This is a genomic window from Bacillus aquiflavi (genome assembly GCF_019915265.1).
Taxonomy (GTDB): Bacteria; Bacillota; Bacilli; order Bacillales; family Cytobacillaceae; genus Bacillus_BT; species Bacillus_BT aquiflavi.
On sequence record NZ_CP082780.1, the window covers coordinates 1,242,251 to 1,257,199 of the forward strand.

Below are 14,949 nucleotides of genomic sequence, written 5' to 3' on the forward strand. Positions count from 1 at the left end.
GGAACCAGACTCATACGAATAATGCTAAAACAAACAGCTACTTAAAAAAGAAGGTAATCTTAATTAGTGAATGTATATTTTTAAATCGATGATGCAAAATAATTGTGTACTATCATGAAGGAGGTAAAACAAGATGTCTGTATTAGAAAATTGGCAACAATGGAAAGGTTTCCTAGGGGATCGTTTAGACCAAGCACAAGATGCAGGAATGAGTAAGCAAGTCATTAATGATCTTGCTTTTCAAATTGGAGATTACTTAGCTAAACAAGTGGATCCGAAAAACGAGCAAGAACGAGTATTATCTGATCTTTGGTCAGTTGCCACTCCTGAAGAACAACAAGCAATTGCAAACATAATGGTCAAGCTTGTTCAAAATGACGGTACACATTAAGAAGAGAGGGATTCCTCTCTTTTTTTATTTTTTAAAGAGTCAGATAATAACAAGTTTTTTAGAAAAAAAGGTAAATTTTTTTGACAACTTTGTCCCTTTGAAAAAATTCTTTGCAGGCTTCCTTGTTTTCCCTTTCATCTTCAATCAAAATCATTTATTATAGAAATTAGATGAAAAAAATATAAATATAATTAAGGGTTAATTACTTGTAATAAAACATTAAGACCTATTTATATTAAAAATATAACAATTATATAGTCATAAAGCCTAATGAATTTTTTTAAAAAAAGGAGGGTTTAAATGAGCAAAAAAGAATGGTATTTGGAATATGAAATACAAATAAATCGACCAGGTTTACTTGGGGATATTTCATCATTGTTAGGAATGTTATCAATTAATATTGTTACGATAAATGGTGTAGATCAGGGATGCAGGGGACTTTTAATTCTCGCCAAAAATGATGAACAAATTGCGCGTCTAGAATCTATTTTACAAACGATGGATACTATAAGATTAATAAAAATCCGCGAACCAAAACTTCGAGATCGTCTGGCTGTCAGGCATGGAAGGTATATCCAACGAGATGCAGATGATAAGAAAACCTTTCGTTTTGTTCGAGCGGAGCTAGGTTTGCTTGTTGACTTTTTAGCTGAATTATTTAAACAGGATGGACATAAATTAATTGGTATAAGAGGGATGCCTCGAGTTGGCAAAACCGAATCAATTGTCGCTTCAAGCGTTAGCGCAAATAAAAAGTGGTTATTTGTTTCTTCAACGCTATTGAAACAAACGGTACGGAATCAATTAATACAAGAAGAATATAATGTAAATAATTTATTTATTATTGACGGGATTGTTTCGACTAGAAGAGCGAGTGAACAACATTGGCAGCTTGTCCGCGAAATAATGAGGCTGCCTGCAGTAAAAGTAGTCGAACATCCAGATATTTTTGTTCAAAATACGGAATTTTCTCTTGAAGATTTTGATTATATTATTGAACTTCGTCATGAGCATGATGAAAAAATTACATATGAGTTAGGTAACAATCATTTATTTTCTAATGCAACTTTTGGTGGTTTTGATTTTTAACATAATGGAAGGTGTTTATCGTTGACGGAACTAGGAAATCAACTCAAAGAAGCTCGTCAAGCTAAAGGATTAAGCTTAGACGAATTACAAAATATTACAAAAATCCAAACTCGTTATTTAAAAGGGATAGAAGAAGGTAACTACGATATGATGCCTGGAAAGTTTTATGTACGGGCGTTCATTAAACAATATGCAGAAGCGGTCGATTTAGATCCTGATGTTTTGTTTGAGGAATATAAAAATGATATTCCGGAACCAGATAAAGAAGAAATGCCTGAACAAATATCTAAAGCAAGAGCAAATAAAACAATTTCTGAAGGTGCCTCAAAACTTCTTGATATGTTTCCTAAAATTTTACTTGCTGTTGTTATTATTGGGGCCATAGCGTTAATTTGGTATTTTCTCTATAATTATGCCTCCGATCGAGCAGACAGTCCAAATACAGGGGAAAATAATACGACAATAAACTATGAGAAGCCTAAAGATTCGCCTTTAGCTGATTCAAATAAAGCGGCTAATGATGCGAAAGACAAGGAAAAGAATGAGGCGAAAGAGGAGAAACCAGAAAAAGAAAGTGAAACAGATAATACTCCAAAGCAGGAGCTTGCTGTTACTGAAAAGGGCGGTAGTAATACTGTATATGAGTTAAAAAACAGTGATAAATTTGTTTTAAAAATTGTTTCAACTGGTGAATCATGGATTGAAGTTGAAAACGGAAACGGAAAATCTTTTTATTCAGCTATGTTGACATCCAACGAACCTGAAGGACAAACTTTTGATTTTACGAATGAAAACGAAGCGTACATCAATGTAGGAAGAGCATCAGAAGCTGAGATTTATGTAAATGATCAAAAGCTAGAGTACGCAATTAGCCCTACTGATATAGTTCGTCAAGATATTACGATACGTTTTACTCGTAAAAGTGAATAGTTATCTTACTAGATGACTATTTCAGTTTGTAAAAGCAAGTTCTTGAAAAGCTAATTAAATATATTTGTCAGTCGAGATGTGTAAAGGCAGAAGTAAAATAGAACTTGTAGTTCAAAAGTTTACAAACGAAGCGCAAGCAACAAAGTGTCAAAATAGTCATCAGAATAGATGACTATTTTTTACGACTCTTGTCTAATCATGGTATGATTAATGTTATAAGTTCATTTAAACTTATCGCGAAACTAGGGAGGTCAACAGCGTGAATTTACCAAATAAAATTACCGTTTCACGAATTTTTCTAATTCCGGTATTTCTCGTCGTGATGCTTGTTCCATTTTCATGGGGTGAAATATACATCTTAGGTGCAGAGATGCCAGTAGCTCATTTTGTAGGGGCGTTAATCTTTATTATTGCTTCAACGACAGATTGGATCGATGGCTATTATGCAAGAAAATATAATTTAGTTACTAATCTAGGAAAGTTTTTAGATCCTCTTGCAGATAAGTTGCTTGTTTCAGCAGCACTTATTGTACTTGTTGATTTGGAAATGGCACCATCATGGATCGTCATTGTGATTATTAGCCGTGAATTTGCGGTTACTGGACTTCGTTTAGTTCTTGCTGGAGAAGGGGAAGTAGTTGCGGCTAATATGCTCGGTAAAATAAAAACATGGACACAAATCGTGGCAATATCGGCACTGCTTTTACATAATATTATTTTTGAACTCATTTCTATTCCATTTGCTGATATTGCTTTATGGATTGCGTTGTTTTTCACGATTTGGTCCGGATGGGAATATTTTTGGCTAAATAGAAAGGTTTTTAGTCACTCTAAATAAGGTGGTAAATTGAATGAATGCTGAAATAATTACAATCGGTTCTGAACTTTTGCTTGGACAGATTGTAAATACAAATGCTCGCTTTATTTCTGAACAACTTGCTGATATGGGGATTAATGTGTATTACCATACTGCTGTAGGTGATAATCCAAATAGACTAAAAGCAGCACTCGAGATTGCCGAAAAAAGAGCAAATATCATCATTTTAACTGGCGGACTTGGACCAACAAAAGATGATTTAACAAAAGAAACGCTCTCACTTCATTTAAATCGTGAACTAGTCATTGATGAAAATGCTTTTCGGTCCATAAAACTTTATTTTGAAACAACTAAGCGAAAAATGACGGAAAATAACCGTAAACAAGCTTATACGTTAAAAGGATCCCATGTATTAAGAAATGATCACGGAATGGCACCTGGCATGATTTTAACAGTCAATAAGCATATTTATATGCTTTTGCCAGGTCCTCCAAAAGAAATGGAACCGATGTTTTTAACATATGGAAAAGAAGCACTTTTCAATCAAACAAAGGCTAAAGATAAGATTATTTCAAGGGTATTACGCTTTTTTGGAATTGGAGAAGCATTACTTGAAACAAAAATAGAAGATTTAATTGATGGACAGTCAAATCCAACCATTGCTCCGCTAGCGAGCGATGGTGAAGTAACTCTTCGATTGACCGCTAAGCACCATCATCTTCAAACAGCTCAAGCACTTCTTAATGAAATGGAAACTAAAATTCTTGAACGAGTTGGGACTTATTTTTATGGGTATGATGAAACATCATTAATGAACGAACTCGTGAAAATGATAAAAGAAAAAAATCTTACAATTGCTTGTGCAGAAAGTTTAACAGGCGGTATGTTTCAACAAGAAATAACTTCTATACCTGGGGCAGGTAACATATTAAAGGGCGGAATCGTTTCGTATACAAATGAAGCAAAAGAAAAGTTGCTTCAAGTAAAAAAGCAAACAATTGATGTTTACGGTGTTGTCAGTGAACAGTGTGCCGCTGAAATGGCTGAAAATGTTCGTACATTATTAAATGCAGATATCGGAATTAGTTTTACAGGTGTTGCAGGTCCTGACACGTTAGAAGGGAAGCCTGTCGGAACTGTATTTATAGGGATTGCACTGAAGGGAAAACCAACTTCAGTAGAGCTTCTCCATTTAGGAGTCAATCGGGATACAAACAGATTTCGTTCAGTAAAATACGGCTGTTATTTTTTAATGGAAAAACTAAAAAAGTAAATATTTAAAGCAAATGTCCGAAAAAATACTCGAAAAACGCTTGTCAGTCGAGGCGCATACCCGAAGTGGAAGCGACTAGAATAGGCGTTCATGATTTCGTTAGTCAACAGTCTAATTTCTTTGTCGACTACTTAAATACATTTGAGACACGCCGCATAGAAACGGAGTACAAGAAATGAAAAATGCGGACAGTTGCAAAAGAATGCATAACCCTGCATTCTTTTTTTTCGCACTTGGATAGAGCTTCCTACCAATTCGTGCTTTACTTTAGTTATATGGTTAATAAAAAACTAATAAAAAAAGCGAATAAATGTTCGTTTTTTTCTCGACAAACGAAAAAAAAAAGTATATAGTTATGGTAGGTTTTAGATAAAAGAAATAAAGAATAGCAATAGAATTAATAAGGAGGAAAAATAAATGAGCGATCGTCAAGCAGCCTTAGAAATGGCATTAAAGCAAATAGAAAAACAGTTTGGTAAAGGCTCAATTATGAAGCTTGGAGAGCAAACGGATCGAAAAATTTCGACTGTTTCAAGCGGCTCGCTAGCACTTGATATTTCTCTTGGAGTTGGCGGCTATCCACGTGGCCGAATCATTGAAATTTACGGACCAGAAAGCTCCGGTAAAACGACAGTTGCTCTTCATGCAATCGCCGAAGTTCAAGCTCAAGGAGGACAAGCAGCGTTCATAGACGCCGAACACGGTGCGACTTGTTGCTAACTTAAATATGGCAGAAATGCTGTATGAAAAGTTAACGGAACCAAGTAGTAGAACTTTGGTTCTAACTGCATAACTGAGTGCTTGGTGAAAATCCAAGATAAGAACAAAGGTTGGTGTTCTTACCCTAATACCCCGACGTGCTGTAATGGTACACAACATGACAGTGCGAAGCTCGGAGAGGACGGCGAAAAACGGATCTGTGAAGCGGTCAGTGTAGTAGTCGGGGGTCCATAAAATTCCTATGACTAGAGAATGCGATTGCATTGGAGCGAACCATCGGAAGTACAGCTCGTAAGGCGTTGAACATCAAAAAGGAAGATGTCTTATTCAAAAGATTCAGTCCCAGAAAGAGTATTCGTGTTTGCTTGATCTGGATTAATCCAGTAAAGGATTTTTGTCTTGAGTCCTCCAACCGTGGATGAAAAGATGGCTGACGGGCTAGAGATGGAGTCTAAGGGAATATGTAAGGATAGGTTATGCGGAACAAGTGAACCGCCTCAGTGTCTGCTAAAGATTGTGTAATCTAATGACACTAAACAAGAGGAAATGATTGTTGCAGAGGCGGGGCAGCAGCCCGTAGTAATGATGAAGCAGGGTAATGCCTGTGGAGTGAAGGGGCATAGTCGAGTATTTTAGGTGTTAATCTAAATTACGCGATGGAACGCCGTATGCAGGGAAACTTGCACGTACGGTGTGAAGCGGGGGAAAATACCTCCTAACAGATAACGCTGAGGATGACTATTACCTATCGCTATCACTCGATCCAATATATGCTCAAAAGCTTGGAGTCGATATTGATGAGCTGCTTCTTTCACAGCCTGATACAGGTGAGCAGGCTCTAGAGATTGCGGAAGCACTTGTACGGAGTGGAGCAGTAGATATTGTCGTAGTTGACTCTGTTGCTGCTCTTGTTCCAAAGGCTGAAATTGAAGGGGAAATGGGAGATTCTCACGTTGGCCTTCAAGCTCGCCTTATGTCTCAAGCACTTCGCAAGCTTTCCGGAGCAATTAACAAATCAAAAACAATAGCAGTCTTTATTAATCAAATTCGAGAAAAGGTTGGCATTATGTTCGGTAATCCCGGTGCGCGTTGTTGTTAACTCAAACAAGCTGGAAACAGCTTTTAAAGGTTAGCCTATAGTATACAATTTACTATAGAACTTCTATCCTTGAGCCGTTGGGGGCAGTTCCCAACCTGTTAGAATGCTGACTAACAGTACCTCTAATACTGCGACATGCATCATGTATTAACCTGCAAGATGTATGAAGCTCGCTAAAGTCGTCGAAAAATCGGCCTAAAATAAGTTTGAGAGCTTGTTACGGTTGGTGAAGTAGGCGGGAGTCCATAAATTCGATATGGTGACGAACAGAAATCCTATTGAGCTTCGTAACCGAAACTCTGTTGAAAAATAGAGGGGCATATATTCAAGAGCGGTTGGATGTGTCGGGGTTGCATCTGACTGCGATAAACCAATCTAAGGTTTATCATACCGAATACCGTCAGCAGTGGTATCGGGAAACTTGACGGAGTGTATAGGACACCTACAGTCGATATGTAAGGATAGGGGATAGAGGAACAACGGAAGCTCCAAAGGGAATGTAAAGGATGGTTAAACCCGATGTCCCTAAGCAGAAGGAAATAACTGCTGAATTGGAGTGGCGGCAGCCTGTAGTACCGTTAAAGCGTAGCCGTTAGTCACTATTAGGAGCAATCTTAAGAGGAGGATAAAACTACGTTCAGGGAAGAGGCATAGTCATAGATATTGGCATGTCGAAGAGCTAATAAAGCGAATCCGACTAAATTTAAGGTTAAAACCCGAAATGTTAGGGATACCCTAACGAATCTATGATGGAACGCCGTATGAAGGGAAACTTTCATGTACGGTGTGAAGTGGGGGAAAACAGCTCTTAATGGGTAATGCCGAAGATGACTGTTACCTATCACTACAAACAACACCTGGTGGACGAGCATTGAAGTTTGTGCGATAGGAAGTTTTGATCGTTCGATATCAAAACGCGTCCTGTATGGCATTGCTGTTGAGAAAACAGATTGCATAGTCCAAAATAGTGCAACCGTCAGCAACCTTACCTCTAACCGAAAGGGATGGGGGAAAACAGCATGGTTGAAAAGTCATGATCGGTTTAAGCCGCTATAAACCAAGATGAATGGCGAGACGGAAATTCTTTGTATGGTTAAGGCTATCCTGCTTGAACCTCAGTTGGAGAGTCTAGAAAAGGCGGAGACTACCTTATGAGTGGCTATTATTGGTAGTCGGAATAGATGTAATACGTTTAAAACTTGCGTATTACTAAGTGGACACTATTCCCTCAACCTCGTTTAAAGGTAAACAACGAATGAGGAACCTAACCAAAAAAAAATATGTCATACTGGATAACCTATGATTGCCTAAGTAAAGTATCTGTAACAACAAAACCGAGATTACGAGAATTGTATATGATCGGTTTGTTTAATTCAGATAAAGTATCGTCTGGAATGACGGATACCGAAATGCTTTATATGGCAACGGAGTTCCCATAGTAGCGACAGTACCGCATACCGTTTGGATATGGTTAGTGATAATCATAGAGGAAAAAATATGCGAGAGTGAAGGGGAACAGGTTACGAAACCTAAAACAGAAAGAAAGGATATGGTGTGAGGCCATGAGAAATCCCGACTTGGTTTTAGAAAGTCTTAAAAAACACTCGAACAACAATCAGTACGTGTACGAAAAATTATATCGTAACTTATATAATCCTGACTTTTTCCTAAAAGCATATACAAAAATATATGCGAAAAAAACTGACGAGTTCAGCATTCAAAGAGTTGAAAAATTGATAGAAATGTTGAAAAACGAAAGCTACTATCCTAATCCTATAAAGCAAAAAAAAGACAAGAAGCAGAGATCGTTAAAGAAATTATCATACGAAGATAAACTTGTTCAAGAAATAATTAGAAGCATATTAGAAGCGATTTATGAGGATGTTTTTTCGAAAAATTCCCATAAAAACTGTCAAATAGCGATAAGGCAAATAAAGCGTACATTTACAGGTGTGAAATGGTGGATTGAAGGGGACATTAAAGAATTTTTTAACAACATCAATCATGAAACATTAATAAAGCTGTTAAGAAAACGCATAAAGGATGAGAAATTCCTTAGGTTAATGAGGAAATTTTTAAAGGCGGGATATCTCGAAAATATTAAATACAGTAAGGGATATTTGGCTGTACCGCAAGGCGGTACTCTCAGTTCAATTTTAGCAAACGTTTATCTGCATGAATTAGACATGTACATGGAGAAATTCATGGAACAGTATAACAAAGGGGCTAAGAGTAAGATGCTAGCCAAAAAAATTCCTGCAGAGGAATACAGCAAATCAACAAAGACATCAAAAACCCTTCTAAGTCACGAACAATTCGCTGAAGATTATCGAAGAATGAAATATATCAGATATGCAGACGATTTTTTAATTGGAATCATAGGCACTAAAGAAGAAGCTAAAGAAGTAAAAGGCAAAGTAACAACATACTTAACCGAAATGTTGCAGCTTGAACTTGATCAAGAAAAGACGTCAATTACCCATTGGCGAAATAAAATACGTTTTTTAGAGTATGATATTTTCGTAGCTGTTGATGATTCAGCCAAGAATAAAGATGGTACAGAACCTAGAGGCGGCATGATAAAGCTCTCATTGCCACATGATGTTTTATCAAGCTTCATGATAAGAAATAACTATATGAAGATTGTGAACGGAAAGTGGAAAGCAATGCATAGACCAAAGCTATTAAACTATGATGACCTTAAAATACTATCTATTTACAATGCTGAATATAGAAGATTTTATCAGTATTATAAATACGCCTTTAACGTCAAAGAAAAGCTGGGAAGCGCACATTTTATTTTTGCCTGGAGCTTTAAAAAGACACTTGCAGGAAAATATAGGACAAAAGTTAGGAAACTAATGAATATGAAAACTCAGTCAGGACAGAAAAAATATTTCAGAAATGGAGTATGGGGAGTTACGTATATAAACAATCGCAAGGAAGAAACATTTGTTCCACTTTTTGATAAAAAATTATAAGGAGCATTTTTGGAGTCGATCATGTAAAGAACAAAAAAGCATGTCGTTCTTTAAGTGTAGGCTTCAAAAAATGTCTTCTTTACATGCGTACAATGGTAATAAGGTTAGAGTGTTAATAAGACTTAGTAGTAACTAGAGAGCCGTATGTTTGGAAACTTACAAGTACGGTTCGGTGGGGGGATCTGGAAAACTTACTACAGAAATGTAGCAAAGCGTCTACTTCCTACCCAACTATTCTACAATTCGTCTTGAAGTCCGGCGTGCTGAACAATTAAAACAAGGTAATGAGATTGTTGGAAATAAAACAAAAGTTAAAGTGGTGAAAAATAAAGTAGCACCACCGTTCCGGACAGCTGAGGTTGATATTATGTATGGAGAAGGTATTTCCAAAGAAGGTGAAATTATCGACATTGGTGCCGAACTTGATATTATCCAAAAAAGCGGATCATGGTACTCCTATAATGAAGAAAGACTTGGTCAAGGCCGAGAAAATGCGAAACAGTTTTTAAAAGAAAATCCAGAGATTCGTCTCGATATTCAAGAAAAAATTCGTGAATATTATGGCCTAAATGAGGAACAACCGCTTCAAATGAATGTTCAAGAGGAATGATAGATCATAATCCTCTCACATCATTTATAATTTAAAAGTAAAACGATGGTGTCCCAAAAAGCATAGCTTTTTGGGACACCATCGTTTGAGATTGGAAATAAAGTCAATACTTAACTAAAATTAAATTCATTTTTCCAAACTAGTTGAAACTTACCGAAAAAAGGGCGGAAATAAAATATCCTGCCTTTTTTTGTCGCAATCTATTAAGATTTTTTAGAGTGATTTGCAATTATGATAAACATCTGCCTTTACCAACTAACAATTGCTTAAAGAAAATTTACTATATGTAAGGTGAAGATAATGAAATGTGAGTAAAGACAACCTCTTGACAATGAAATTTCACACCTTTACAATTAAAATGTATACTTTACATTTTAACACGCTTTAATCGGAAGAATTTTCCTCATCTCATTATGTTTATTAATAGCTTAAAAAAATTAGATGGAAGATGAATTTCGGTTGTGCGAAAATGTACAAAGGCTTTGCTATTTATTTTTAGTTTTAGTTTTAGTATAATCAGCATGAAAAGAAATAAAGGTTGTTATACACAAAAACTCTTGGAACAAGAGGGTTAGCTTGGTACATTTAATTGGCTATCCAAGAAGCCTCCACTTTAAATTAAACAGTAAGAATGTTATGTGGTGGTAGTTCACTAAGTATTAATACGTTTAAAAGCCTTTGTGCTGTATGTTGATTTAGGAACAATATACATGCCGACACTTTAATAAGCGTAATAAAAGTTCATAGCAAGAGGAGGTGAAACGATGGATCCCAAAACAGCGATCATCTCCATTTTGCTTGGCCTAATCGTCGGTGCAGTTGTTGGCTATTTTATTCGAAAATCCATTGCTGAGGCAAAAATATCAGGGGCTAAAAATGCAGCTGAGCATATTTTAGAAGATGCAAAGCGAGAGGCAGAATCTTTGAAAAAAGAAGCTCTATTAGAGGCAAAGGATGAAATTCACAGACTTCGAACAGAAGCTGAACGTGAAGTTCGTGAACGAAGAACAGAACTTCAAAAACAAGAAAACCGTTTATTACAAAAAGAAGAGAACCTTGATCGAAAAGATGAAACGTTAGATAAACGTGAAGCAGTATTAGAAATGAAGGAGGATTCTCTTAACCAAAGACAACAGCATATTGAAGAGATGGAAAGCAAAGTGGACGAGATGGTACGTGCACAGCAAGCAGAACTCGAACGGATCTCAAGTTTAACGCGCGATGAAGCGAAGTCAATTATTTTAGATCGTATGGAACAAGAACTAGCTCATGACATCGCGATGATGATTAAAGAGAGTGAAAATCGTGCTAAAGAAAGTGCGGATAAAAAAGCGAAGGAAATTCTTTCACTTGCCATTCAGCGTTGTGCCGCTGATCATGTAGCTGAAACGACTGTATCAGTAGTTAATCTTCCTAATGATGAAATGAAGGGACGAATAATCGGTCGTGAAGGCAGAAATATCCGTACACTTGAGACGTTGACAGGGATTGACCTCATAATTGATGATACACCGGAGGCGGTCATTTTATCTGGTTTTGATCCGATTCGCCGAGAAACGGCACGACTCGCTCTTGATAAGCTTGTTCAAGACGGACGTATTCACCCGGCTCGCATTGAAGAAATGGTTGAAAAAGCGCGACGTGAAGTAGATGAGCATATCCGCGAAATTGGTGAACAAACAACTTTTGAGGTTGGAGTTCACGGGCTCCATCCAGATCTTATTAAAATACTTGGACGTTTAAAATTCCGTACAAGCTATGGGCAAAATGTGTTAAAACACTCAATAGAAGTTGCTCAGCTTTCTGGTTTATTAGCGGCCGAACTCGGTGAAGATGAAATGTTAGCTCGTCGAGCAGGCTTGCTTCATGATATCGGTAAAGCGATTGATCATGAAGTAGAAGGAAGTCATGTAGAAATCGGAGTGGAACTTGCGACGAAATATAAGGAACACCCGGTAGTAATTAATAGCATTGCTTCCCATCATGGTGATACAGAGCCGACTTCAATTATCGCCGTACTTGTTGCAGCAGCGGATGCATTATCAGCCGCAAGACCTGGTGCACGTAGTGAAACGCTTGAAAACTATATTCGCCGTCTTGAAAAGCTTGAAGAAATTTCCGAATCGTATGATGGTGTGGAGAAGTCATTTGCAATTCAAGCAGGACGTGAAGTTCGAATTATGGTTAAGCCCGATCAAATCAATGATCTTGAAGCTCATCGATTGGCACGGGATATTCGTAAGCGAATTGAAGACGAGCTTGATTACCCAGGACATATTAAAGTTACGGTTATTCGTGAAACGAGAGCTGTTGAATATGCAAAATAATCATTAAAAAATAAAGTGGTGCGTATGCAACACTTTATTTTTTTCATACATAAATGATGGTAGTTATCATTTGAACAACGATAGATTTAAACAAAAATGTGGTACAATTAAAAAAGCATGCCATTTTTAAAAGGAAAGAGGACTTATATGAATATTTTATTTATTGGGGATGTTGTCGGTTCCCTAGGAAGAGAAATGGTAAAGGAATATGTTCCAAAATTAAAAGAGAAGTATCGCTCTCATATAACGATTATAAATGGGGAAAATGCAGCAAGCGGTAAGGGGATTACTGAAAAAATATATCGACAATTTTTAGAGACAGGTGCGCAAGTCGTTACCCTTGGGAATCATTCTTGGGATAATAAGGATGTTTTTCGATTTATTGATGAAGCTAAATATTTAGTTAGACCAGCCAATTTTCCTGAAGGTACACCTGGAAAGGGAATTACATACGTTAAAATAAATGAAATTGAAATCGCTGTAATTAGTTTACAAGGAAGAACATTTATGCCTGCTCTTGATTGTCCTTTTCGCAAGGCAGATGAGCTTATAACAGAAGCAAAAGCAAGAACGCCTTTTATTTTCGTCGACTTTCATGCTGAAGCAACGAGTGAAAAGCAAGCAATGGGCTGGTATTTAGATGGTCGTGTTTTAGCTGTGATTGGAACGCATACGCATGTACAAACTGCTGATGAAAGAATTTTACCTGGTGGTACAGCTTATTTAACAGATGTAGGAATGACGGGACCATATGATGGTATTTTAGGAGTTGAAAGAGACGCAGTCCTTAAAAGGTTTCTAACCGGATTACCAGTTAGATTTGAAATACCGAAAAAAGGAAGAACTCAGCTTAGTGCTGTTTTAATAGAGGTAGATAAAAATAAAGGGATAGCCAAAAAAATAACCCGTATTTTAATTAACGATGATCATCCTTTATATTCATAATTTTTGCTGATTCGTATGATAATTGAAAAATATCCTAGAGAACATTCCATTATTTTCTGCCCAGGCAGGAATATGTTTTTTAATGTATGAATATAGTAGCAATGGAATGATATATCCCTAATTTGTTCAGACGGTGAACATAACGGTATCTGGATAAAACAAGGAGGATCTAGGAATGGAAATATTAAAAGTTTCAGCAAAGTCTAATCCTAATTCTGTAGCTGGTGCGCTTGCTGGTGTTCTGCGTGAAAGAGGGGCAGCAGAAATTCAAGCTATTGGTGCGGGTGCATTAAATCAGGCCGTTAAGGCAGTAGCGATTGCAAGAGGGTTTGTTGCACCTAGCGGAGTGGATTTAATTTGTATCCCTGCCTTTACGGATATTCAAATTGACGGTGAGGAACGAACAGCAATAAAGTTAATTATTGAACCAAGATAAGGATACGTATGTTTTTTTACTAAATGAACTTGCCTGTTTGCAAAAAAAGCGATCAGGCTTTTTTTTTTGACTCTGTTGATTTCTTCTCACTTTTTCTACAGGGTTAAAGGCGTGTCTACGTAGCCTAATTTTTTAAACAATTAAATAGGAAAAGGCTGGTGTAATGTAGTGCGGATTTTTGATGCACATTGTGATGTGTTATATAAAATGATGTTAGATCCTACAATTCGTTTTTTGGACGATCAAGAGCTGCATGTTAATTTGCGAAGTTTAATGAAATCCAATGTAAAAATACAAACATTTGCTATCTTTGTCCCAGAATCGGTACATGCAGATGTAAAATTTAATGCAGCTCTTTATATGATAGAGCTTTTTTACAGCAACATAATGAAGCCGTATCCAGAAATGCAGCTTATTCAATCTAGGAAAGATATTCAAAAATTAAAGATAAATGAAATTGGAGCAATTTTATCATTAGAAGGTTGTGATGCCATCGGCAATGACTTAATAAAATTAAAAACGTTGCTGAGGCTCGGTGTTTCAGCAGTAGGATTGACATGGAACTATGCAAATGCAGTTGCTGACGGGGTATTGGAAAAAAGAGGTGCAGGGATCACTTCGTTTGGAAAAAAAGTGATCGATTTACTAAATGATGCACAAGTAAGCTGTGACGTTTCGCATTTATCTGAACGTGGTTTTTGGGATGTAATGGAATGTGCACAGTATCCTTATGCGTCACACTCAAATTGCTACTCACTATGTTCTCATCCACGCAATTTAAAAGATGCACAAATAAGAGCATTAATAAACAAAGATAGTGTAATTGGAATTACATTTGTACCGGAATTTTTATCTAGTAAAAGCAGTGCGACTATTACTGATATATTACGGCATATTGATTATGTATGCAGTTTAGGTGGCGAAAATCATGTTGGTTTTGGTTCCGATTTTGACGGAATTGATCATACAGTGATCAATTTATCTTCTGCAAAAGAGTACGATCATCTTGTGAATGAATTGATCAAACATTACTCTAATATACAAGTTGAAAAATTTCTCTTTAAAAATATGATGAAGCGAATTCCTGTAAAAAGCTGAAGGTGACATAGTTGAAGAGTCAATTCTGAACAAAAAGTAGAGTGTGAATTAAAGAAAGAATTTAGCATGAGTAAACTCCCAAATGTTAAAAATATAATTATTCAATCTTTCGTTATTAATTATGTCTAAGGGCTTGCATTTTTCGATACATAGGTCTAGAATTGAAAGCGTTTAGTACAGTGTCCAATTCAGTTTGAAAAAGGCCGGACATCTTTAGGAGAAAAGGCTGATTT

General features: G+C 36.6%; 10 protein-coding genes and 3 pseudogenes. All 13 read left to right on the top strand.

The window, feature by feature from the left end:
• Positions 1-133: 133 nt before the first annotated feature.
• Positions 134-391: a DUF3243 domain-containing protein gene (locus K6959_RS06230; protein WP_163240215.1), complete on the top strand. Its 258-nt coding sequence runs from the start codon at positions 134-136 to the stop codon at positions 389-391.
• A gap of 300 nt (positions 392-691) precedes the next feature.
• A complete protein-coding gene (locus tag K6959_RS06235) occupies positions 692-1,480 on the top strand; it encodes a DUF3388 domain-containing protein (RefSeq protein ID WP_163240217.1) in 789 nt (262 codons plus the stop codon).
• A 21-nt stretch (positions 1,481-1,501) separates the two neighbouring features.
• Positions 1,502-2,410 carry a helix-turn-helix domain-containing protein gene (locus tag K6959_RS06240; protein WP_163240220.1) on the top strand — a complete coding sequence of 303 codons (909 nt, stop codon included), beginning with the start codon at positions 1,502-1,504 and terminating at the stop codon, positions 2,408-2,410.
• Between the two features lie 259 nt (positions 2,411-2,669).
• Positions 2,670-3,248 (top strand): CDP-diacylglycerol--glycerol-3-phosphate 3-phosphatidyltransferase, encoded by a 579-nt coding sequence (pgsA, locus tag K6959_RS06245; protein ID WP_163240222.1) that lies wholly within the window; start codon positions 2,670-2,672, stop codon positions 3,246-3,248.
• Positions 3,249-3,261: 13 nt separating this feature from the next.
• Entirely contained in the window at positions 3,262-4,500 is a 1,239-nt protein-coding gene (locus tag K6959_RS06250; RefSeq protein WP_163240224.1) for a competence/damage-inducible protein A, read from the top strand.
• A 417-nt stretch (positions 4,501-4,917) separates the two neighbouring features.
• Positions 4,918-5,202, top strand: a pseudogene (locus K6959_RS06255) (recombinase RecA); the annotation flags it as partial.
• 772 nt (positions 5,203-5,974) lie between these two features.
• Positions 5,975-6,301 (top strand): annotated as a pseudogene (locus tag K6959_RS06260) (recombinase RecA); the annotation flags it as partial.
• Positions 6,302-7,896: 1,595 nt separating this feature from the next.
• On the top strand, positions 7,897-9,300 hold the full coding sequence (locus K6959_RS06265) for a reverse transcriptase/maturase family protein (protein WP_223087940.1): 1,404 nt from the start codon (positions 7,897-7,899) through the stop codon (positions 9,298-9,300).
• A gap of 232 nt (positions 9,301-9,532) precedes the next feature.
• Positions 9,533-9,910 (top strand): annotated as a pseudogene (locus K6959_RS06270) (recombinase RecA); the annotation flags it as partial.
• 764 nt (positions 9,911-10,674) lie between these two features.
• Positions 10,675-12,237 carry a ribonuclease Y gene (rny, locus tag K6959_RS06275; protein WP_163240228.1) on the top strand — a complete coding sequence of 521 codons (1,563 nt, stop codon included), beginning with the start codon at positions 10,675-10,677 and terminating at the stop codon, positions 12,235-12,237.
• A 147-nt stretch (positions 12,238-12,384) separates the two neighbouring features.
• Positions 12,385-13,182, top strand: coding sequence for a TIGR00282 family metallophosphoesterase (locus tag K6959_RS06280; protein WP_163240230.1), 798 nt, complete (start codon positions 12,385-12,387; stop codon positions 13,180-13,182).
• A gap of 175 nt (positions 13,183-13,357) precedes the next feature.
• Positions 13,358-13,618, top strand: coding sequence for a stage V sporulation protein SpoVS (gene spoVS, locus K6959_RS06285; RefSeq protein ID WP_119116493.1), 261 nt, complete (start codon positions 13,358-13,360; stop codon positions 13,616-13,618).
• A 168-nt stretch (positions 13,619-13,786) separates the two neighbouring features.
• On the top strand, positions 13,787-14,716 hold the full coding sequence (locus K6959_RS06290; RefSeq protein WP_163240232.1) for a dipeptidase: 930 nt from the start codon (positions 13,787-13,789) through the stop codon (positions 14,714-14,716).
• Positions 14,717-14,949 lie beyond the last annotated feature (233 nt).

Coding starts and splice junctions, on each gene's coding strand:
- K6959_RS06235 (WP_163240217.1), top strand. CDS start 692: ATGAGCAAAAAAGAATGGTATTTGGAATATGAAATACAAATAAATCGA.
- K6959_RS06230 (WP_163240215.1), top strand. CDS start 134: ATGTCTGTATTAGAAAATTGGCAACAATGGAAAGGTTTCCTAGGGGAT.
- K6959_RS06280 (WP_163240230.1), top strand. CDS start 12,385: ATGAATATTTTATTTATTGGGGATGTTGTCGGTTCCCTAGGAAGAGAA.
- spoVS (WP_119116493.1), top strand. CDS start 13,358: ATGGAAATATTAAAAGTTTCAGCAAAGTCTAATCCTAATTCTGTAGCT.
- K6959_RS06250 (WP_163240224.1), top strand. CDS start 3,262: ATGAATGCTGAAATAATTACAATCGGTTCTGAACTTTTGCTTGGACAG.
- rny (WP_163240228.1), top strand. CDS start 10,675: ATGGATCCCAAAACAGCGATCATCTCCATTTTGCTTGGCCTAATCGTC.